Source organism: Fluviirhizobium alvei (assembly GCF_030551875.1).
Lineage (GTDB): Bacteria > Pseudomonadota > Alphaproteobacteria > Rhizobiales > Rhizobiaceae > Rhizobium_E > Rhizobium_E alvei.
The window spans coordinates 275674-297640 of record NZ_JAUOZU010000001.1 but is presented as its reverse complement, the minus strand read 5'-3'; the positions used below and the strand labels follow the sequence as shown (position 1 = coordinate 297640).

The following is a 21967-nucleotide window of genomic DNA, read 5'->3' as shown; positions in this document are numbered from 1 at the left end:
CGCATCTAATACCAAAGATCCCCGATAAAACCATGGGAGGCCGAATGATTTTCCAGCCGTAAGCCATTTAACCGCCGGCCCGCCGCCGTTCCTGCATCATCATCGCCACCCGCTCGCGCATGTTGTCGAGATCGGCGGTCAACTGCACCAGTTCGGCCTCGTCGCGCCGAACGGCTGCAGGCACCGGCTTTGCGGTTTCAGGCCGGGCATAGCGACGGATCTCGCTTGCCGAGACGGCAATATCATCGGCGATCGACCGGAACGCCGAGATCGCTTCCTGCATGACGGCATACATGGCCACCAGTTCGGATGTCTGCCCCTTCGGCAGAACTTCCCTGGCGAGGCCCTCTGGCAGAAACCGCTGTGCCGCAAGCCCGATCAGCCGCACCGCTTCGGCAAACTTGGCGAAATCGTCCGGAACGTTGGGAGCTGGCGCATGATGATCGGCAGCAAGCGGCGGCGCCGTCATTGCCACCCGCGCAGCAGGCCGGGAATGAGCCATGTCCGGCTGAGGGCGGTTGAGAGCAGGCTGGTGATCGACGAAGCTCGTTCGGGCGGATTGTGCAGGATGGGCGACCGGCCGAACGGGTTGCCGCAGATTATCCTGACGACGCAGGATGGTTTCGAGCTCGCTTGCCAGGGACGATGCCGGCTGACGTTCCGGCGCCATGGCAAACTCGTCCCGTTGCTTGTCCAGTCGTTCGTCCGCCAGACGTGCCTCGAGCATGCGAAGACGCTCCTCGAGCACAGAAAGATCCGCTGACGGCTGCTCCGCAGCTTCGCGGTCCGTCAAATAGTCGAGAAGAGGACGACGTTCCATGGGCAACCTGACCGGATTGGCAACCGCGCCCCGGCCGAAATGCGGCCGCAGCGACAGGCAATTGTTAACCAAATCTAGTAGCGCCGCCTTAACAAGTGGTTAACTCGGCACCTTGCGTCGGGGCGAAACCGGTAGCCGCGGGCGATCCTGCATGGGCGGCTTGGGCTTGACGCGATCGACAAGCCTACCGGCATGAAGCCGGGCGGCATGCGCAAAGATACGGCCAAGGAAAACCGGACCGCCGACGAAATAGCGTCCGGCCAGGCGGCGCGGTTCCTGCAGCACCCGGTAGAGCCATTCCACACGGTACTTGCGCACCAGACGCGGCGCCCGCGGCACGATGCCGGCCATGAAATCGAACAGCGCGCCGACCGAAATCACCAGGCGCGCATGTTCGGGGCGCACGTAACGATCCACCCAGATTTCCTGTTTGGGCGTGCCCATGGCCACAAGCAGAATATCAAACTTCTGCCTTGCGACATCCGCCATGATTGACGGCGTTTCCTCTTCGGTGAAGAAACCGTCATGGACGGCGACGAACTCATGCCATGGCGCATGACGAGCGAAAGCATCGCGCGCTCCGGACAAGGCTTCAGGCCGCGCTCCGATCAGACCGATGCGCTTCGGTGTCGCGATATAGGTGAGCAGTGCCGGTACGAAATCCGTGCCGTTGAGATTTGCCGGGAAACGGGAGCCGTTGGTGAGCATGGACGCGATGTCCACACCGATACCGTCAGGCAGCACGAGATGGCGTTCGAGCGTCTCGCGGTAAGCGGGATCGTTGAGCATGACATTGCAGTTATGGGCATTCAGAAAGGATATCACCGTCTGGCCGATGGGCATATCGACCAGGGCACTGACAAACATGAACGCATCCGCCCAATCCAGATCGCAAACAGGCAATCCGAGAACCGGCCTGTTGGAACTGAATACCGCCATGCTGGAAACGATATTCATCACATTCTCCCGTGCGATGGCCGGCTTGTTCTGTTATGTCCGGCCAGGTATCGACGTTGAACGAGCAAGTCCCGTACCGCGGGGGCGATATCGGACTGGCTCAGGCATCAACGCCCTATGTCGAGAGAATTACCGCAGACAGCTGAAACGCCATTTAAGTCATTCATTCAAAAGCATTTTCTGGAATTTACGCTTGATTAACCGAGCGCTTGAAAGCCTTTCCTTTTCAGCGCGTTAGAGGAAGCGCGGACGCGCGATCACAGGAAATTTTCCGAGAAAAACTGTGCCGAATGGATATTTCGCGGCGGCTCCTCCGCAATGCGTTCCAATTGCAGACAGGCCAGGAGGTTTTCGGCGTGCCATTTCGAAACGCTGGCGCTCTGAAATGACGCACGAGCAAGAAAAAGGCCGGCGCTGGGTTTCCAGCACCGGCCTTCCTGTTAAGAATTCAGATACGTATTGATAGGACGTGCTCTAGTGACCGCCCTCTTTGGCAGCGTCTGCTTCAAAGCCTTCCGGCAGCTTTTCGTGCGCGATCTTCTTGGCGGACTCGCCAGCCTTTTCCGGATCGGCCTGCAGTGCATCCTTGGAGATGTAATCGATCTGCTCGATCACCACGTCCATCACCACCTCGGATCCGAGACGGTGATTGATGGTCTTCTTGAGCTTTTCCTTGAAGCCGGCGAGATCGAAGTTGCGGCGATCGCCAATACGGATGATGCGATCGCCGACGAGCACGGTATAGAGCTCGTCCGTGATGATGGGCACCACCGGAAGCGTGATTTCCGTGAGCTTCGTCTTGTCGGCGATATAGGAGGTTCGGGTCAGGAAATAGCCATCGACCTTGCCGCCCTGAATGACGGGAAAGGTCGTCAATTCGCCGCGAACGAACTCCTGGATCGCCTTTTTCTTGGCTTCCTCGACGGCCGGATCGGGTGGCTGCGACATCTCAATGGAGAAATAGACCGCCCCAAGCGCGACGATCGCCACCCAGACACCGGTAAGGACAAGCTTCAGCATCAGTTCTCGCTATAGCGGAATTGTTCCTGGGTATAGGTGCCGTCCGCTTCCCGCTCCTGCGCCGCATTGCGAAGAATATCGGTCACCGTGCGCACGGCATTGAGATGCGCCTCGAGCTTGCGCGCATTCAGCATAAGCTTCCCCTTGAGGAATTTCATGTGGGTCGCAAATCCTTCCGGAAACTCGCCGGGCTGGGTATCCCGGCACAGCATCGTCAGTTCGTAAAGGCACCGGCTCTTGTGGGCATTGGAGGCCTTGATATCGAAACGGGGATCGCTGCCGAGCCGCTCGTTTTCATTGTCGATGATCAGTTCCAGCCTCCCCAGCACGGTCTTCAGTCGAATATCCTTGAATGCATCTTCCGATGTTGCCGCCGCCATGGCATGTCCTCGTTCTTAAATCTTTGTCCGCCGCTAAACTCAAACCCGGTCTGTCCGCTTCTGCTTCTGATCACCAGGCAAAAGCGCATCAAGCGCCTCCAGCTGGTTCCGCTCGATCAGTTGCGTGCGAACATGCAGGCGCTCGCCGCGCGCCTTGTCTCTGCTCTCACGTGCATCCTCAACGGCTGTCGGGCCGTTCTTGGCAAGATGCTCGGCAATGCCGACGCCGCCATCCTTGGCAATCGCATTGCCCAGATGTTCGGCCAGCATGCCTTTCCAGATTTCGCCGGCCGCACCCTTGCCGTAGATTTCCTGGCTGTCTGGGAGCATGCTCTTGATCATGCTCTGGAGCACCATTCCCTCGAATTTGCGATAGGTTTCCGGCACAGCCTTCTTCTCGGTCAGATGCTCGGTTGTGCGCGATGCCTGATGGCGACCGAGCGTCACATCGAATCCGCGATCGGTCCCGGAAAGCCGTTGCGCTTCGCTGGCGGCCTGACCTGCCTTGAGTTTTGCCTGCGCCATTTCGACAGCAGCCGGGTCAGCTGCCTTGAGCACGTCGAGAACGATATCGCTGGGAGGTTGGATCGCCATGAAATTCCGCCATTCTTTTGCATGAAGCGCCAAATGATCATCTGCTGATAAGCTTGACCGTGGCTTGCGAAAGCTAATTCGCCGCTAGTCCTGATCGTCGATCATCATGTAGCGCTGGTCGACGATGTCGTAGATGGCATTGTCTTCTGCCTCGCGATTTTCAAGTTCGCGCGCATCCTTCATATTCTCTTCGAGTCGGTCGGCCTTGGCCTTTTCGCGCATGATCCGCGCCTCGTGGGTTCGCTGCAGACCTTCAAGCTGCTGATCGCGGATCGTGAGGCGGCCGATCTGGTTCGAGTAAAGACTTGCGAAGATCTGGTGCACCGGCTCGAGCGAACCGATCGCATCGACCACTGCATCGAGATTTTCCTGGATCTCGCCACGCGCCCGGGTGGTGTTGGCCAGTTCGATCTCGGCCATCTGTTCGATCTGCCGCTGGACCTTGACGAGCCGCTTGAGTTTTTCCGAACGGGTTTGCGGCGCCATTATCGCACTCCGAAAATCGGGCCGAACGCATCGGCAAACAGCGAGAGCAAGGCGGCAATGCCGAGATAGAAGAGGAACAAGCCGCCGAGCACCATATAGGGCGTCGAGATGAAATAGACCGGAACGATCGGCGCCAGCTTGTTGATGAAGCCGATCGCGACGTTGAACAGCACATTGAACAGAATGAAGGGGCTCGCAAGCCGGAGCATGACGGTAAACGTCGCCGCCAAAGTATCGACGAGCGTGACGAGCGCCTTCTGAGGATCGAAAACGATGCCGGGCGGCAGGGCTCTGTAGGAATCCCCGATCGCGATGAAGAGTTGGTGGTGAAAATCCAGCATGAAGAGGACCATCAGCCCAGCGAAAGACAGAAGATTGGTCAACTGCCCTTCGCTCTGGTCTTCAAGCACATCGCCGGCGGGCGGCGTATTGAGGCCGATCATCATGGTGACGACCGTACCGAGAAACTGCAGGCCCAAAGCGAAATAGCGCGTGATTAGCCCGAGCACCACGCCGACCAGGGTTTCGACGCCGATCAGACGGGCATAATCGGAGAGGCCGGACTGGATCTGCGGATAAAGGCTCTGCCAGTTGCCGGGCAGCATGGCGAGCGAGATGACGACCGCCAGGATCAACCGGATCATCATCGGCACGCGCGCAGTCGAAAAGCCGGGCATGACCATCATGCATCCGCCGATCCTGCAGAAGGAGGCGAAGGCTGCCATGACCAGGCCTTCGGGATCCTCGATCATGAAATGGTTCCGAGGATCTTGATTTCGATGCCCTTGGCCAGTTCGACATGGGACAGGACCGGCAGGGTCGCAAAGAGCCGTTCGATGATCATCCGCACATAGGAACGGGTTTCCGGCGAGGTCACCAGAACGAAGGGCAAGCCGCGATCGAGATATTCCCGCACAACCTTGGTGGCCTGTTCGGAGAATTCCTCGAGATGGCGCGGATCGATGTCGAATTCGACGATCTCGCCCTTCGCATCGCGCTTGATCGCCTGATGGAACACCATGTCCCACTTGTTGCCGAGGCGCAGCACGCGCAGGAGGCCATTGTCGGAAAGATCGCCGCAGATCTGCTGGGCCATGCGCACGCGGACATGTTCGACGATCTGTTCCGTCTTGCGCATATGCGGGGCGAGTTCTGCCACCGCTTCGAGAATGAGATGCAGGTTCCGGATCGAGACGCGTTCGGCCAGCAGGAGCTTGAGAACGGCCTGGAGGCCGGAATAGGACATATGCGACGAGCAGATTTCGTCGGCCAGCTTCTTGTATTCGGGATCGAGACGATCGATGAGGATCTTGACGTCCTTGTAGGACAGAAGCTGCGGCAGGTTGTTGCGGATCACTTCGGACAGATGCGTCAGAACGACCGAAACGTTATCGATCGGGTGGAAACCTTCACGCTTGAGTTCCTCGGTGAAGGTTTCGATGACTGATACTGCCGGCATGCCGAATGCAGGTTCGCGCACATCGTCGCCCGGAACCGTCGGCCGGCGACCGCCGCCGGTGATGACCAGTACTTCGCCGACACGCAGCAGATTGGACGCGACCGTCGTACCGTGGATGCGGATATGGTAGGCCTTGTCGGGGATCGACAGTTCGTCGGAGACCTTGATTTCGGGCACGACGAAGCCGTACTGGCCGGCGAACTTCTTGCGCATCTTGCCGACGCGGAAGGCGAGTTCCTGATGGGCTCCGAGAAGGCGCGTCGAAACCTGCTTGCCGAGGAGGAGTTCGATTTCCGGCGTCTTGAGCGCGTGCTTGACCGAATCCTTCTCCTGATCCTTGACCTCGGAGGCCTTACGATGTTCCTCGGCCTGCCGCTTGACCTTGTTCTCGGCCTCGATGCGGCGCGGGATGGCCCAACTCGCAAAACCCAGCGCGCCACCGAGAGCGGCGAACGGCAGGAAGGGCAGACCCGGAACCAGCGCCAGAACCGTCACAAGGCCGGACGCAACGCCGAGTGCGCGCGGATAACCGGCCAGCTGATCGACAACCGCCTTGTCGGTTGAACCCGTCTGGCCGCCGCGGGAGACGAGCAGGCCGGCTGCGAGCGAAATGATGAGCGCCGGCATCTGGGAGACAAGACCGTCGCCAACCGACAACTTGACGAAGACATCGGCCGCTTCGCCGATTTCCATTCCATGGCGGAAATAGCCTATGATGATGCCGCCGAACACGTTAATGGCGGTGATGAGAAGACCGGCAACGGCATCGCCGCGGACGAACTTCGAGGCACCGTCCATGGCACCGAAAAAGGAGCTTTCGTCTTCCAGTTCCTTACGGCGACGGCGTGCTTCCTGCTCGTCGATCATGCCGGCCGAAAGATCGGCATCGATCGCCATCTGTTTGCCGGGGATCGCATCGAGGGTGAAACGTGCGCCGACTTCGGCGATACGCGTTGCACCCTTGGTGATGACGATGAAGTTGACGACAATCAGGATCAGGAAGACGATCAAACCGATCACGAAATCGCCCGACATGACGAGGCTCGCAAAGCCTGCGATCACATGTCCGGCAGCTTCGTGGCCTTCGTTGCCATGCGAGAGGATGACGCGGGTCGTGGCGATGTTGAGCGCCAGGCGCAACATGGTCGCGATCAGAAGGATGGTCGGAAACGATGAGAAGTCGAGCGGCTTCTGGATCCACAGAGCAACCATGAGGATCAGAACCGAAAAGGATATGGAGAATGCCAGCCCAAGGTCGATCAGGAAGGCTGGAATCGGCAGGAACAGAACCGACAGTATCGCAACGATACCGATCGCGAAGCCGATATCGCGCCTGTTCGATGCTATTTTCGGAACCACCAGGGACTGTACATCAGCCATACTATCGCCTCTTCATGAGCCGCACACGTTCATGGAAGTTTTAGCGATCGAAGCTTGCGCGAAGGGTACCGGATAACGAAAAGGCGGCGACTAGAAACCGCTCTGCACCCGCGAAAAGATCATGTTGGTGAAGATGGAAATCTGCGAGCCAATGAAAGGCGCCGAGATGGCGACAGCGGCCATCACAGCGAGGATTTTCGGCACGAATGTCAGGGTGATTTCCTGAACCTGGGTCAGCGCCTGAAGCAGCGCCACGACCACGCCAACGATCATGGCCGCGATAACGGCCGGGCCGGAGGCAGCAAGCACGGTCCAGATCGCAGCCTGGACGATATCGAGAGCATCGGCCTCATTCATTGTGCTTGCGCCCTGGACCCGGTCGCGGGTCTATCAACTGTCTTTGTCTGTGTCGGTATCAGTGTCGGGTGTCTTGCCGACGGTGATGCCCGTCTGAACCACGACCTTGCTACCGTCTTCGAGAATAGCGGTCAATCCATCGGAGTTGATCTCGACAGACTTCACCACGCCGCTGGTCTCACCGTCGGCAGAAGTAATGTTCTGGCCGATCAGGGACGATGCCTGGGAAAGCGTCGTCTGCTGGATGAGGCTCTCGAGATTCGAGTTTATCTTGATGTTCTGCTCGACAACCGAGAAGGATGCGAGCTGCGACATCTGCTCGGATGCATCGAGCGGATCGGTGGGATCCTGGTTCTGCATCTGGGTGATGAGAAGCTTGAGAAAGCTCTCGTAGTTCAGCGCTGCACTTGCCGCATCGGTCGAAGATTCGCTGGTCGTCGTATTGGTGGTGTTCGTGGTGTTGGTCGTATTCGTCGTCTGGGTCGCAGCCGCGGCCATCGCCGAAATTGCACTTATTGCCATGGTGCGATCTCCCTGCGGATCTGTTCGCGAACAGCCGGTGTGATTTCCTGCGCCGAAAGGATCTTTTCTTCCGTCGGGTAGAGTGCCCGGATCGCCTTCAATGCGTCGAAGGGGCGTCCGGAATTGACGATCGCATCGATCCGCTTCAGCTCTGCCAGAACACTCTCGTTGTGGAAGCAATTGAGCAGCATCAGGATCGACTTGCGGAACATGATCAGCGACTGTTCCGCACCTTCCGGATTGATCAGCATCATCTGGACGATGAAGTAGAGCTGCTTGAGCGGCGTATTGGCCGCCTCGGGCTGCAGGACGTGATTTTCGAGAAGGAACGTCACGTCATTCAGGAATTCGATCGCAACCTTGCGGTCGACCCGAAGAACGGCTCCATTGATGAAGATCCGCTCGCCGGATTTGAGAGAGATGCGCAAGGTACTTTTCATTTCAGTCCATCCCTGATGATGGTGATTATGTCGGCAATGCCCTGAAAGTTTTCGGACTTTCTCAGACGGATGCGTTCGATCTCCTTGAGAACCCAAATTCCGATCGAAATGAGGTCGGCCCTCAGATCCGTCGGCAACTGGTTTTCAGGACTACGCAGGTCATCGATAAAGGCAATCCACACCCGGCGGGTGAAGAACAGGGCTTCTACGGCTACGGAAGAATCTCTTCCCTTGCCGGCTGCGGCATGGAGCATGGCGATTGCCTTGTCGAGAACCTGTATCTCTCGCTCTTTGGCATCGGCGACATCATCCGCCATAATTTCTGCATAGGAAAACTGGTACATTCAGCCCCTCATACTCCAGTCATTCTCTGTAGCGTAAATCACGATCCTGAACCCAGGCTTACGCTTCAGAATGGCCGCTCCCCCGCATGTCACGCCCGATCACGCGAAAGAGCGTCGTCTTTAAAGCTCGTTCACCAGGCTCAGCTCGGAAATCCGCGCTGTCAGATTATAGGAAATTTCCATCTGATTGGTGAGAGCTGTGATTCTGGTCGATGCTTCGTAAACATCGATCCCTTCGAGATCGTCGAGGTTGAGCTTGACGATATCAATCTGGCTGCTCAACGCCTCATTGGCGATCGAAACGCGGTTTTCAGACAGGCCCAGCTGGCTGCGTTCGTTGTCGATACCGTTGATCGCCTGCCCCATGTAGCTGATGGCCGCATTCGACACGATAGCACGCGCATCGCTGGTCAGGCTCGTATTGAGCAATTCCACGCCGATCACCGAAGCAAGCGCGAGATAGCGAAAGCCGTTCGCATTGATCGAACTCGATGTCTGCACGACTTCCGTCTGCGAAATGCGGCTCGTCATCGGCGTGTCGGATGCTGTCGACCAGTTGGTGTTCCAGTCGGACCCCATGAAACTGGTTTCGAGATCATCAATGAAGGCCTGCAAGTCCGCCGGCGCAATGGTCTGCGCTGCCGGATCAGTCTGCGCAAAGCCGAAGGTTGACAGGAATGCGTTGTCGAAAAAGGATTTCGCACCTGCTTCGTCGGTAAAATAATCCATCACCGGCTTGGTGTCGGTATTGATACCAGCAAACAGATATTCGCCGTTGACCGAGGTATTGCCTGCATCGGTGAACTGGTCGATGACGTCTGTCAGGGTGCGAACGGCAGTGCTCAACTGCGTCGAATCTGTGGAACCCGCCAGCGCAACCAGGGTGTTCAATCCGGTCTGGGCGGAATCCGCCATGGTTCCGAGTGCCATCTGCGCCGACGAGAGGCGCTGTGTCACGATGGAATTGGTCGAGACCAGATTCTCCATCATCGACATGTCGCGATGCAGATTGAGGCTGCGGGCCGTCGTGGCACCGAGTTCCGTACCGACATCGTACACCTGGCCGGTGACGATTTCCTTCTGCGTCTGCAAAAGGTCCTGCTGCACCGAATTGATCGTGGAGCGCATGTTCGATTGAACAGCCAGATTCGAGATAAACGATGTTTTCATGAATAATTACCCCACGATCGACAACAGAGACTGGATCATCTCGTCGGCTGCCGCGACCAGCTTGCTGGACGCCTTGTAACTCTGCTCGAGGTCGAGCATCAGCGACATTTCCTCGTCGAGGCTAACGCCCGTCGTGTTGGAAAGCGCTTCTGAAACACGAGAAAGCTGGGCAGCCTTGGTTTCGTTTGCCGCTGCGCTTTCGGAAATCAACTGCGAAAGCCAACCGACCGACGAGGTGGCGAAATCCCCAATCGTCGCTCTTGTGTCGAGCAACGTCGCATCGTCAAAGTCGCGATCCGTCTGGAAGCTTGCAACAATTCCGTCCAGCAGGGTCGAAAAGCCGGCATCGCCATCGGTATTGGCCAGATAGTCGGCCGAAGCGATACCGAGCCCGTTGACGTCATAACCGCCATCTCGCAGTAGGGTCGGGTCGCCGCCGAGCGATTTGATGAGGTTCGGATTGACCATAATCTCAGCCGAGAGGCCCTTCACGAGGGTCCCCGTCGCGGGCAATGTATCACCGGCCGCATAGCTCTGATAGGAAAACAGGCCCGGAATGTCGTCGAGCAGACCAGCCTGATCCTGCTGCGCGAACATTTCGACAAGTCCGCGTGCAGTCTCGTCCAATTGGGATTGATAGGTGGGAATGACGCTGTCACGAACCTGCAGGAGCGCCTGCAAGCTGCCCTTGGCCGTCGTGTTGCCGTTCTCCCCGATCGACATGGCCTGACCATCAATGATCAGCGGATTGCCGTTTACGCTTGCATCGTAGGAAGCATTGGGAACGAACATGATATCGCGCGGCCCGCTGTCGAACAGCATGGTGCCATCGCTGGTGTAGAGAACCATGTCGTTGTCAGCGCGGGTGAAGGAACGAACGCCGACGATTTCGGAAATCTTCTTCAGAAGCCCTTCGCGCACATCCATTTCATTGTTCACGTCCTTGCCAAGCGCCGTGCCGGCCTTGATCGCGCTGTTGGCATCGCCGAACTGCTTCAGGAGGCCTTCGAGTTCCGTGACTGCATGATCGATCTCCTGATCGATTTCGGCACGCATCGTCTGAATAGACGACGAAATCTGGTTCAGCGAATTGGCAACGTCAATAGCACTCGACACCACAGTCGATGCCAGCGTCGATTCATTCGGCTTGGTTGCATAGGCCTGAAGGTTGTCGCGGAGCGTCGCGATATAGGTCGAAGGCGATGTCGCAAAGCTGTTGCCGCCCAAAAGCGACTGGATGTTTTGCAGCTTGTCCTGGAGAGTGGACTGCGCTTCGGCATCCGCTGTCGAATACATGGTCTGCTTGACCAGACCGTTGTCGTAACTCCGCTCGATGGTCAGTTTCTGACCACCGGCGGAATCGATCGAAAGGGTTCCAACACGGCGCGAATAGTCCGGATTGGAGGCATTGGCGATGTTTTGCGCCAGCGCCGACGATTGAAGTCCGGTATTGGAAAAGATCGTCTGGGCCGTGTTGATAGCCGATGCCAAAGACATGTATGAAACCCCTTACCGCAATTATCTCTTGAGGTTGACCAGAATTTCCATCAGGTCCGAACCTGTCTGGAAAACCTTGGAGTTGGCGGTGTAGGTGCGCTGGGATTCGATCATCGTCGTCAGCTCTTCAGCAAGATCGACGGTTGAGCTTTCAAGAGCACCGGAAATAATGGATCCGAATCCGCCGCTCTGGGCGAAGCCGAGAATGACAACGCCGGAATCGACGCTCTGCGAATAGATATTTCCAGACATGACGTTAAGGTTGTCCGGGCTCTCGACGGTTGCCATCGCCAGACGGTAGATCGGCAACAGATCACCGTTCTGATACTGCGCGTAGACAATCCCGTCATTGGAGATCTGGATCTGTTCAACTTCGCTTGGGGCATTACCGTCAACCGAAGCACTCTGGACCGAGAAGTCGTAGGCGAGCTGAGTCATGGACGAGAAATCGAAGGTGAACTCTTCCATGTTGGTCGGCGTGCCAGCCGGCAGCACAAGGCTTGCCGCCGTCGGATCCGTCAGGGAGCCGGTGGTCGGATCGAACTCCAAGGTCATGCTGTTGAGGAGACCATCACCACCATACGGGAAACCGCCGGAGGAAGCGTCACGGTCTGCCGCGTTGTAGACCGAAACCTCCCACTCGTTGTCCGCCGTCTTGGTGAAATAGATGTCGTAGAGAACCTCGTTGCCCAGCGTGTCATAGGCCTTGAGCGAGCTCTTGTGGGTAAATTCAGAGGTGTTGCTGTTCGCAGAAGCCAGGTCGCCCGTTACGATATCCTCGCCGGAATCGAGGTTGGCGACGAATGTGCCAAGAGTCGATGCATTCGCAACGAGGGAATCCGTGCCAACCGTCACAGGCTCCAGACCTGCAAAGCCGTTCACGACCGGTGTCGGCACTTCTTCGGTATAGGGATAGCCCAGCAGCTTGTAGCCAGCCGAGTTGACGAGTTCGCCAACCTCGTTCGGAACGAAAGATCCAGCGCGCGTCATATAGGGCGTGCCGGTTGTGTCTTCGACCACGAAAAAGCCATTGCCGTTGATGGCCAGATCAGTCGTAGAGGAGGTGTAGGTCAATGCGCCCTGCTCGGAAATTCCGTGCCGGATATCAGTCTGGACAGCGCCCGAATTGTAGTTGCCGGAAAAGCTCGGCAACAGCAGCGAAGAGAACTCCGCCGATGCAGCCTTATATCCGGTGGTGCTGGTGTTGGCGATGTTGTCCGCCACTGTGCTCAATCGGCTGGCCTGGGCATTCATGCCCGACGAGCCGGTTCTCATCATTCCGTAAAGGCTCATTTCGGATCCTCGTTTCCGTAGTCATCACAGAATAGGAAGCGGGCCTTGCCTGAAACTGTTTGTGGCTGGAAAATTAACAAGTTCCAGCCACTCCGGCTTCACGCCGGCTCGCATCCGCCCATCACTGCCAGTTGATGCAGTAACCAAGGAAGCGCTTGGAATCGATCGGGTCGAAACCGAGGCGCTTGCGCAGCTTTTTGCGAAGCTTGCTGATGTGGCTTTCCACCACATTCTCCTCGACGTCTTCGTCGAAGATGCCATAGATGGCATTGAAGATCTGGGTCTTGGATACGCGGCGACCGCGATTGGCCACCAAATATTCCAGGATCCGACGCTCGCGACGCGGAAGAGGGAATACCTCTCCGCTGATCTCCGGATCACGACCGTCCGAGAACACCCGCACCGCACCAATGTCGGTGTAATTGGTCGTTGCACGATGCCGCCGCCGGATCGCCGCAGCCCTTGCGAGGATCTCGCGCGGGTGCACCGGCTTGCGAACGACATCGTCCACACCACAATCAAAAAATGCAAGTGTCATTTCGAGGGAAGGCGAATCAGAGACCGCGATAACCGGGGCCTGACTTCTGTCACGAATCGCTTTTGGCAGATCCAGGGACAGTTCTGATTGACCTATGAGAAAGGCTTCGACAGCATCAATATCAGTGTCTGCAGCCGTGTTGACCCACTCGCCGAATTCACTTGGATCGAACCCCGTAGAGGGTACGCCTTCGCGAAAGAAAAGTGAGGTATATCCATCCTTTACGAGCGCTCGCTCGTCTACCACTACGATCATCGTCCGCCTCCGAATCAGTGTAGTGTTTCCAACGCTCTATGAGTACGAATCGGATGAATCGGTCACAACTAGGCGAATTGACGTACTATAATTAACAGTTGATTAACTTTTTGGTGGCGATTTGCACAATATATTGTGGCATGCGTCAAAATGGGACACAATTTTTTTCGATCAAACGTTAAGATATGGTTAACCGCGGCTTTACCCCCTCTTGACTCGCTGCGACCTTCACAGATTGGCCACAATGAATCCAAGGCGAGCAACAACCTTAGGTTAATATACCATTAGTTGCGGCAGAAATCGGAAGCCGCGGGCGTCCATTGCCCGTATCCCGTCGCCACGAGGTTCGCAATAACGCGGCAGACATAGCGCTTCTGCGCTGGATCGTTGTTCGGACCGGCATGATAACGAGCCACAGCCATGGTCCAGGTCACATGTTTGGCATGCAATTGCGCTAGAAATTTCGCGGCATATTCGACATTTCTGCGTGGCTCGAGCATCTCTTCGACCGACCGGAAATTCTCTCCGTGAAAGTGGTGATTGATCTGCATGCAGCCGAGATCGATGAGTTTGGCACCCCGCAATCTTGCCTGTTCGAATTCGCTCACAGCTTCGGTCGCAGACCCGGTGAAGAGCGCCTTGCCCTCGACATTGAGAGCCCAGGGCTGCAACGATCCCTTGCGTCCGGTTTCGGTCAGACCGACCGAATAGAGGATGCCTTCCGGGATCCGGTACTTGATTGCAGCTGCTGAAATTTCACGCTCGCAGATGCCCGTCGAGGCTTTAGCCTCAGAGGTAAATGTCGCTGCTATCGACGCGGCCAGACCGATCAGAGCCAACAGGGCTGGACGGTGTGTTGCGGGTCGCTTCATCATCCTGGCTCGTCGATTGGCGGGCATAGCTTGCATCTCGTTCACGCGATTGTTCACCCTGGCCCTGACGATCCTGGCCCAACTGGCTACGGCCATCCTGGCTCTGATCGGCATCGTTCTGCGCCGATTGCGACAGTTGAACCGTCACGCTGTCGATTGAGAAACCCTGGTCCTTCAGCGCCTGCAGAATACTGTCCTTGTCGCCGCTCAATTGTCGATAGGCCTCGACGGTCTCGACCTGAACCTGCACCGTCAGTTCGTCGCCCTTCAGGCTCAACGAGGCGACCATGTTACCGAGATCTCCAGGGTTCATCTGCAATTTCAGGGTATTGACTTCCTGAACGGTCTGGCGATCGAACGGATTGTCGCTCGTAAGAGCGCTGAGTGCCTGGTTCCAGCTGACATCGGATTTGGCCGCCTGGGCAAGCGCATTGGCGTTCACATCCGTAGTGAAGCCGAGATAGCGTCGTGCCTCGAGCACCGCAATCGAATCCGACGTGTTGGCGTTGCCTTCCGTCTTGACCAGCGTCAGGCGCTGATCGGCGTCAGCCGTCTCGATACGGCTGTTTGCGGGAAGATCGCCATTAAAGGCGAGATCAACCGGGTCCTTGGCATCCGTCTTGTCGCTCGGCATGGCGACCGCCGTATCGTCGACCGCGGTTTTGGCTGCAACAGCGCTGACGCCTGCCTTGGAGGACTTGTCAGCTTTGCCGTCGGACGCATCCGCAGTTCCGGCTTCCGCCTTCTTTTCATTCATTCCGAGAGCGGATGCGAGTTCGCTCATGACGGCTTCATTGGTGCCCTGCCCCTTGACGGCAGCCTCAACAGGCTCACCATCCGACTTGGTCACATCAACGGTCTTGGTCTTTTCAGTCGATTGTTCACCAACCGTCTTGTCATCCTTGTCGCCGGCGAGTAACCGCTTCAGCAGATCTGCCGGACTTTCACCGGAGATAGCCGCGTCCTTTGCAGACTTGCTTTCGCCATCCGCCTTGGTGTGCTTGGCGCCGGTCTTCGTCGTTGCATCCTTGGAACCGATCTTGCCGTCCGCGACCGGATTGCCAGCCGCCTCGCCCGCATTTCGCAGAACCTGACCGCTGGTCTGCAACGCCGCGAGAATGGCAATACGATTGCTGATGCGGGATTTCGGCTGCGCATTGGCCTCGACTTGGGTCTCACCGACGCTTGCGCCGTCAGAGGCCGCATCGACTTCCTTCGAACTGGCCGCATCCGCGTGGCGATCGCCATGGGGTTCGGAACCTGTCGCCTTGTTCACAAGGTTTTCGAAACTGTCCTGCTCGTCTGCCGCGGCATCGTCGCGTGACTTCTTCGATCCCTGATCCTTGTTCTGCAACGGCGCGGACCTGGCCGGCACTGCAGTCGTGATGGCATTCTGCTCTATCATTTTCCGCCGCCCTCATCCGACAGCAGCGCATCGATTTCCTTCAACTTGGAGCGCCCTGCGCTCACAAAACCTTCCGCTGCCTGCAAGCGCTGATCCAGAGCCTCACGGTTCGGTTCAGGCTTCTCTTCGGCCAGTGCGCCGGGGTCGGCGCCTTTTGGGGGAGTGTTTGGAGAAATCGATGCCGTTTTGCCGGCATCAATGATCTTCTGAGACATCATGTCCCGATATTCTTTGTCGACCATAGTGCGTCTGACTTGCGTCAGGCTGGCTTGGTCAGGCGGCTGGAGCACCTCGTCTGCAACCACTTTCGCCGCCTCACGCAAGAAGCGATCCTTGGCCGACAGATCGGCATCCGGGATCTTCGACAGTCGATCCAGCACATTGTTGATGTTGCCGCCAGACAGGTTCACAAGCCCGGAATAGAGTTCGGCCAGCGCGAGCTGTTCCTTGTCTTCCGGCAACGATAAGCCACGCGCCTCTTCGGCTGCAAAATCGGCCAGAGGCTTGTTGCCATCGATCGCCGAACGTCGCGCAAGCCTTAAATAGATCTCGCGCTGTCGCCGACGCTCGATCATCGACAGAATGGCCCGGATATCATCGTGGGTGAGCTTGCTCTTGGAATCGGTGGCAATCGAAACGAAGATGTCGGCAAACTGCGATGCGTAGGGCGACGTCATGAAACGTCGGGCATAGCGCGTCGCATAATCGAGCGATTTCTTGATCTCACCCTTCTTGGCGGTAATCGCCAGGGACCGCCTGAGCGCCGCCTCCTCGACGATCGTGCCGGGTGCCGCCACACGCGCCCAGTCGAAATATTTGAGTGCGACGTCGGTTTCCTTCTCCATCAGGGCGTTGGCGCCGATAAGGGCGATATAGGGCCCGATCGCCTCGTTGCGATATTCGGGCACCACTTCCTTCAACTGCTTTGCCGCTGTCGCACCTTTGCCCGCGAGATACCGCCGCAGAACCGCCGTGACACGATTGTCGAAATTGCCCTGGATATCCTTGTTGGCCAGCACATCCAGAACATCCGGATTACCGCCGCTCATGGCGTAGATCAGCGCGGCATCGACATTGCGCGTATCTTCGAACACGCTCATGTCGACTTCCCGCAACCGGCGATCGATTTCGGCCAGCAGAAAGCGCTGCATATCCAGCGCCTTCAGATCACCGGCAATCACCTGATCCTGAATATTCTGCAGCGAACGCACCATCTTGTAGGGCGGGTTGTCGCCCAGGCTTCCGTCTGCCCGGGCTTCCAGCGATGGCATCACTGCAAGGCATAGCGCGCCGACGCTGAGAGCCCGGCGCACCAGTCGGATCGCCATCTCAGCCTCCCTGACCCTGGATCAGAATTTCGATGCGGCGATTGCCTTCATCGAAAGGCTTGTCCGGGAACTTCAGGCGATGATCGGCAAAACCGGAAACCTGGGAAATGCGCTTTTCATCGAGACCGCCGCTGAGCAGCATGAAGTAGGCACTCTGTGCGCGATCGGTCGAAAGGCGCCAGTTGTCATAAGTCTTGTTCTTGAAGGGCCTCGCATCGGTGTGACCGCGAATGGCGATCTGTCCAGATTTCTCCTTGAGCGTCTTGGCGATCTGCTGGACGGCATAGACCGTTTCCTTGGTCGGAACCGAAGAACCGACATTGAACATCGGTGTCTTGATCTGATCCGAGATGCTGATGAGATAGCCCCCTTCGGCAGGGGTGACGATCAGACCTTCGGCGAGATATCCGGCCTTGCCGGCAATGGCCTTGCGCAGTTCGCGCTGCATTTCGCCGGCCTTTTCTTCTGCCGTCATCGGCTTCTTTTCGGCGACATCCTTGCCATCCTTGGCCTGATCGGATGTGCCGTTCTCTGCCTTGTCCGTCTTGCCGGATTTGTCCTTGTCTGTGTGTCCGGCCTTGTCCTTGTCTGTCTTGCCGAGCTTTTCCTCGTCGGTCTTGCCGTCCTTGGAAGCGACCGCATCCTTGATTGTCTGGCCTTCGCCAGGCATCTTGTCGCCGCTCTCCTGCTCGCCGGAATATTTGTCACCCGAGGGCTTGTCGCCGGTGAAGGGAGAATCGGTGTTTTCACCGCCTTCGATCGCACCATCACCCGGAAGACCGCTGATTTCGGCCTGCGTGTCACCCTGATTGGCGGGCGCCGTGCGCGAAACCTCAACCTGCTGGGTCCAGAAATCCGGATCGAAGGGATCGCGATAGGCTTCGCCACCTTCCGCACCTGTCCCCGGACCTGCATCCTGCGCGCCGCCATCGCCCTTGATCGAGACGTTGGCCTGATCCTGGGTTTCCTGGGCAATTTCTGCAATCACGGCATAGGGGTTCTCGAAGTAATCGGCATCGGAGAACTTCGCCTCCTGGCCGACATTTTCGCCGAGATCACCACTTTTCTGCTCGGAGGCTTCCGTCGCCGTATCCTCAGCCTTCGACTCCGCCTTCGTCTCTTCCTTCTTCGGCTTGCTGTCCTTCTTCGGATCCTGAATGCCTTCGGAAGGCGGACTCGTGTCCGTCAGCTTGATCGGATTGAAATAGCTGGCAACGGCGGCCTTCGTCTTCTCATTGGCGGCATTGACCAGCCACATGATGAGGAAGAAGGCCATCATGGCGGTCATGAAGTCGGCGTAGGCAATCTTCCAGGCACCACCATGGGCGCCGTCATGACCACCGCCATGACGCTTGATGATGATGATCTCGTGTTTGCCATGATGATGGCTTTCGCCTTCGCTCATTCCATCACCTCAGATAGGGATCTCGACCAGCTCGAAAGCCGCGTCATGAGGATCGTATCGTTGATTTCCACCGTGAGATCGATGGTTTCGGCCGGGACATGGCGGACTTCGGCGCCTTCCTGGCCCAACAGATCCTTGAGTTTGAGATAAAGCGATTCCGGGCCCTTCACGACTGCAGTCGTCGCCTTTGTGTCGCTCAAAGTTTTACGCACCAGTTCGGCGAGATCCTTCACCGCCTTGTCTGCGAAACGACGCTCGATCAGCGGCAGGATGACTCTCAAAACCTGCTCCGACACATTCTGGCTGATTGCTTCTGCCATCTCGCGGAAGCGCTGGTGGATAACCGCAACGGTTTCATTTTCATGGCGCGCGTGCAGTTCTTCGAGATCGGCCTCGTTCTGGCGCTGGATGCGATCGAGGATCTCGCTCTGCTCGGCCTGGAATTCCTGCCGGGCCTTCTGATAGCCTTCGTCGCGCGCGAGTTCGCGTTCGGCGTCGAGGTCGATCGTAGGTGTATCGGGCAGGCTGAAATCGAGTTCAGGGAAAGCATTGCCGGAAAGGCTCGGCAGAATCTCTCTCTCGACCGGTACGATCGGCTCCGGAGAACTGAAATCTTTCAAATATTTAGCCAACATGGCATTCATAAGTTTCGCCCCGGCTTCGTTTGTCAGGCAAAGATAGATCTAAGCCTATTTTCATGCAGGAAAGGCTAACGGCCTAATCTTGCGCGAAAATGAATGCGTTGGGCCGCATCAGGGCAATAACACGGCCCAACCTTGCCCAACCGCGCCGATGACCGGCAGCACGGGGGAAACAACAATAGATGTTGGGAGGCCGATTCATTTCGGCAGAGGCGGTGTGATACCAGCCTTGCGAGCACGAGCGGCGGCCCCTTTTCGGGTAGTCATGGTCCGCCGCCCGGCGATTCAGCCAGCGCTTACTTGAAGAGCTGGAGGATGTTTTCTGCGTTGGAATTCGCGATCGACAGCGACTGGATGCCCAGCTGCTGCTGGGTCTGCAGGGCCTTGAGACGCGTGGATTCCTCGTTCATGTCAGCATCGACCAGGCGGCCGATACCCTTGTCGATCACGTCCATCAACGTGGCGACGAAGTCGTCCTGCATATCGATGCGCATGTTGATCGAACCGAGCGTTGCCGCTGAATCGGTCAGAGTGCCGAGCATTGCATCCACAGCGGAAATCATACCGTCGATCTTGTCATCGCTCGTCGAAACCGAGAGCACGATTTCCGAACCGGTTGCCGCGGTCGCCGAACCGGCATCCAGGAGGAAGTAGGAAGCGGTTGTCGTGGTGGTACCGTTCGGCTGGGTGACAGTCACATCAGCGGTCAGAATGCCGAGCTGTGCATCGTCTGCATCAATAAGGGTCGACGTCGACGTGTCGAATTCGAGGGTTTCAACCGCAACCGTGCCATCAGAAGCGCGGTTGAAGGAACCGACCATTTCGACTGTGGTGGGCGGGACGCCAGTGTCGTTGTAGAGCCAGTTCTCGCCGGAGAAGGATGCCGATTCAGCGATCGACTGCAGCTGGTTCTTGAGCTCGCGCAGTTCTTCGTTGATCTTCACCTTGTCGACACCCGGTTCGCGGGCAGCGACCAGTTTGGCCTTGATTTCGGTGACAACATCGATTGCGGATTCAAGACCGGTGTAAGCGGTGTCCGTCTTTGCAGCGCCGAGGCCGAGTGCGTCCTGCACGGTCGACAGAGCCTTGTTGTCCGAACGCATGGTCGTTGCGATGGACCAGTAAGCAGCGTTGTCGGATGCGGTTTCGACCCGGTAGCCCGAGGAAATCCGCTGCTGCGTCGTATCCATCTTGTTGTTGATGTCGCGAAGGGTCTGCAGGGCCGCCATTGCGGCTGCATTGGTCATGATACTGGTCATCAGAATAGGCTCCGATAGGAGTGCAAAATACATTCCGGAGTCTGAACCGGCGACGGCAGAACCGCATCATGCGCTCAGTCACCTGTTTGCCCTGGGTGACATGTCTGCCTTCCTTTAATGTATGTAAACTCTTATGGTTAATCAACGGTTAATTGGGAAAAACAAAATTAATTCAACATTAAAGAAACAGATGTCGCTACATAAGCGATTAATTTTTCCGGCATTTTTTTCAATGCGATAGATTCGGGATCCAGGCGATTCCGCAAATTCGCCGAAAAACCGATAGAAAAAAAGAAAACCGCCGGCTGCATGGAGCAGCCGGCGGCTTGGATTTACGGTCCGGTGATTCGCTCTTAACGGAAGAGCGAGAGGACGTTTTCGGAGTTCGAGTTCGCGATCGAGAGCGACTGGATACCGAGCTGCTGCTGGGTCTGGAGAGCCTTCAGCTTGGTCGATTCTTCGTTCATGTCGGCATCGACGAGGCGGCCAACGCCCTTGTCGATCACGTCCATGAGGTCAGCAACGAAGCTGTCCTGCAGCTCGATGCGCATGTTGGTCGAGCCGATGGTTGCAGCGGCGTCGGTCATGCTCGAGAGCATCGATTCAACGGCGGAGATCATGCCGTCGATGGTTTCCGAAGTCGTCGAGGTCGACAGTTCGATCGCGGTACCGGTAGCGGCAGTTGTCGAGGTGACGTCGAGCAGGTAATAGGAAGCGGTCGTCGTGGTGGTACCGTTCGGCTGAGTGACGGTCACATCGGCAGTCAGCGTGCCGAGGCTTGCATCGTTGGTGTCGATCAGGGTCGAAGAGGCCGTATCGAACTGGAGGATACCGACGGACACGGTGTTGTCGGCAGCACGGTTGAAGGAGCCGACCATTTCAACGGTGCCGTTTGCGGTGGCGCTGTCGTTGTAGAGCCAGTTTTCGCCCGAGAAGGAAGCGGATTCGGAGATGGAAACCAGCTGGTTCTTCAGCTCGGTCAGTTCCGAATTGATCTTTTCCTTGTCAACACCCGGTTCGCGGGCAGCGACCAGCTTGGCCTTGATTTCGGACACAACGTCGATCGCCGAATTCAGACCCGTGTAAGCGGTGTCCGTCTTGGCAGCGCCGAGGCCGAGAGCGTCCTGAACAGCCGAAAGGGCCTTGTTGTCCGAACGCATGGTCGTGGCAATCGACCAGTAGGCGGCATTGTCAGAAGCGCTTTCGACACGGTAGCCCGACGAAACGTGGTTCTGGGTCTTTTCCATCGACTGGTTGATGCTGCGCAGGGTATCGAGTGCGCCCATTGCAGCGGTATTCGTCATAATGCTCGTCATGGTGGTCCTGCCCCTCTTGCACGGGATTACTATTAAGGGACATTCCGGGATGCAGTTACCGGCAACGGCGGATGGCCATCATGCCAGCTGACGTTTTTTCCAGTCAGCCCGTCCGTTTCTATGACGCCAACTAAACACCCCCATGGTTAAAGAAGCTTGAAGAGGTTCGAAAAAATAATCAGTTTTTTTATCCATAGTTCTTAACCATTGAAAACAAACAAAAAAACCG

At 57.1% G+C, this 21967-nt stretch carries 23 protein-coding genes; all 23 read right to left on the bottom strand.

The window, feature by feature from the left end:
* Window positions 1-67: 67 nt before the first annotated feature.
* A complete protein-coding gene (locus Q4481_RS01405; protein WP_304374475.1) occupies window positions 68-820 on the bottom strand; it encodes a hypothetical protein in 753 nt (250 codons plus the stop codon).
* A gap of 99 nt (window positions 821-919) precedes the next feature.
* On the bottom strand, window positions 920-1777 hold the full coding sequence (locus Q4481_RS01400; protein ID WP_304374474.1) for a WecB/TagA/CpsF family glycosyltransferase: 858 nt from the start codon (window positions 1775-1777) through the stop codon (window positions 920-922).
* A gap of 474 nt (window positions 1778-2251) precedes the next feature.
* Window positions 2252-2797, bottom strand: coding sequence for a hypothetical protein (locus Q4481_RS01395; protein WP_304374473.1), 546 nt, complete (start codon window positions 2795-2797; stop codon window positions 2252-2254).
* Entirely contained in the window at window positions 2797-3177 is a 381-nt protein-coding gene (locus tag Q4481_RS01390; protein WP_304374472.1) for a hypothetical protein, read from the bottom strand. Before Q4481_RS01390 ends, Q4481_RS01395 begins: the two co-directional genes overlap by 1 nt.
* Window positions 3178-3216: 39 nt before the next feature.
* Window positions 3217-3771 carry a rod-binding protein gene (locus tag Q4481_RS01385; protein WP_304374471.1) on the bottom strand — a complete coding sequence of 185 codons (555 nt, stop codon included), beginning with the start codon at window positions 3769-3771 and terminating at the stop codon, window positions 3217-3219.
* An 84-nt stretch (window positions 3772-3855) separates the two neighbouring features.
* Window positions 3856-4257 carry a hypothetical protein gene (locus Q4481_RS01380; protein ID WP_304374470.1) on the bottom strand — a complete coding sequence of 134 codons (402 nt, stop codon included), beginning with the start codon at window positions 4255-4257 and terminating at the stop codon, window positions 3856-3858.
* Complete coding sequence (locus tag Q4481_RS01375) at window positions 4257-5009, bottom strand: flagellar biosynthetic protein FliR (RefSeq protein ID WP_304374469.1); 753 nt, start codon at window positions 5007-5009, stop codon at window positions 4257-4259. Before Q4481_RS01375 ends, Q4481_RS01380 begins: the two co-directional genes overlap by 1 nt.
* Window positions 5006-7096, bottom strand: a complete 2091-nt coding sequence (gene flhA, locus Q4481_RS01370) for a flagellar biosynthesis protein FlhA (protein WP_304374468.1) — start codon at window positions 7094-7096, stop codon at window positions 5006-5008. Before flhA ends, Q4481_RS01375 begins: the two co-directional genes overlap by 4 nt.
* Window positions 7097-7186: 90 nt before the next feature.
* Window positions 7187-7453 carry a flagellar biosynthesis protein FliQ gene (gene fliQ, locus Q4481_RS01365; protein WP_304374467.1) on the bottom strand — a complete coding sequence of 89 codons (267 nt, stop codon included), beginning with the start codon at window positions 7451-7453 and terminating at the stop codon, window positions 7187-7189.
* Between the two features lie 33 nt (window positions 7454-7486).
* Complete coding sequence (gene flgD / locus Q4481_RS01360) at window positions 7487-7975, bottom strand: flagellar hook assembly protein FlgD (RefSeq protein WP_304374466.1); 489 nt, start codon at window positions 7973-7975, stop codon at window positions 7487-7489.
* Window positions 7966-8415, bottom strand: a complete 450-nt coding sequence (flbT, locus tag Q4481_RS01355) for a flagellar biosynthesis repressor FlbT (protein ID WP_304374465.1) — start codon at window positions 8413-8415, stop codon at window positions 7966-7968. Before flbT ends, flgD begins: the two co-directional genes overlap by 10 nt.
* On the bottom strand, window positions 8412-8759 hold the full coding sequence (flaF, locus tag Q4481_RS01350) for a flagellar biosynthesis regulator FlaF (protein ID WP_304374464.1): 348 nt from the start codon (window positions 8757-8759) through the stop codon (window positions 8412-8414). Before flaF ends, flbT begins: the two co-directional genes overlap by 4 nt.
* Window positions 8760-8879: 120 nt before the next feature.
* Window positions 8880-9929: a flagellar hook-associated family protein gene (locus Q4481_RS01345; RefSeq protein WP_304374463.1), complete on the bottom strand. Its 1050-nt coding sequence runs from the start codon at window positions 9927-9929 to the stop codon at window positions 8880-8882.
* 6 nt (window positions 9930-9935) lie between these two features.
* Window positions 9936-11426, bottom strand: a complete 1491-nt coding sequence (gene flgK / locus Q4481_RS01340) for a flagellar hook-associated protein FlgK (protein ID WP_304374462.1) — start codon at window positions 11424-11426, stop codon at window positions 9936-9938.
* A gap of 21 nt (window positions 11427-11447) precedes the next feature.
* Window positions 11448-12719: a flagellar hook protein FlgE gene (locus Q4481_RS01335; protein WP_304374460.1), complete on the bottom strand. Its 1272-nt coding sequence runs from the start codon at window positions 12717-12719 to the stop codon at window positions 11448-11450.
* A gap of 121 nt (window positions 12720-12840) precedes the next feature.
* Window positions 12841-13512 (bottom strand): transcriptional activator Rem, encoded by a 672-nt coding sequence (rem, locus tag Q4481_RS01330; protein ID WP_304374458.1) that lies wholly within the window; start codon window positions 13510-13512, stop codon window positions 12841-12843.
* Between the two features lie 284 nt (window positions 13513-13796).
* A complete protein-coding gene (locus Q4481_RS01325; protein ID WP_377352458.1) occupies window positions 13797-14384 on the bottom strand; it encodes a transglycosylase SLT domain-containing protein in 588 nt (195 codons plus the stop codon).
* The gene (locus Q4481_RS01320; RefSeq protein WP_304374456.1) at window positions 14302-15789 is read right to left on the bottom strand and encodes a flagellar hook-length control protein FliK; all 1488 of its coding nucleotides are present in this window, start codon (window positions 15787-15789) and stop codon (window positions 14302-14304) included. The genes Q4481_RS01325 and Q4481_RS01320 overlap by 83 nt, the downstream gene beginning before the upstream one ends.
* Window positions 15786-17117 carry a chemotaxis protein MotC gene (motC, locus tag Q4481_RS01315; protein WP_304374454.1) on the bottom strand — a complete coding sequence of 444 codons (1332 nt, stop codon included), beginning with the start codon at window positions 17115-17117 and terminating at the stop codon, window positions 15786-15788. Before motC ends, Q4481_RS01320 begins: the two co-directional genes overlap by 4 nt.
* A 1-nt stretch (window position 17118) precedes the next feature.
* Window positions 17119-18522 carry a MotB family protein gene (locus Q4481_RS01310; RefSeq protein WP_304374453.1) on the bottom strand — a complete coding sequence of 468 codons (1404 nt, stop codon included), beginning with the start codon at window positions 18520-18522 and terminating at the stop codon, window positions 17119-17121.
* Window positions 18519-19142 (bottom strand): hypothetical protein, encoded by a 624-nt coding sequence (locus Q4481_RS01305; protein ID WP_304374452.1) that lies wholly within the window; start codon window positions 19140-19142, stop codon window positions 18519-18521. The genes Q4481_RS01310 and Q4481_RS01305 overlap by 4 nt, the downstream gene beginning before the upstream one ends.
* A 317-nt stretch (window positions 19143-19459) precedes the next feature.
* Window positions 19460-20422 (bottom strand): flagellin N-terminal helical domain-containing protein, encoded by a 963-nt coding sequence (locus Q4481_RS01300; RefSeq protein ID WP_304374451.1) that lies wholly within the window; start codon window positions 20420-20422, stop codon window positions 19460-19462.
* Window positions 20423-20775: 353 nt separating this feature from the next.
* A complete protein-coding gene (locus Q4481_RS01295; protein WP_304374449.1) occupies window positions 20776-21738 on the bottom strand; it encodes a flagellin N-terminal helical domain-containing protein in 963 nt (320 codons plus the stop codon).
* Between the last annotated feature and the right edge of the window lie 229 nt (window positions 21739-21967).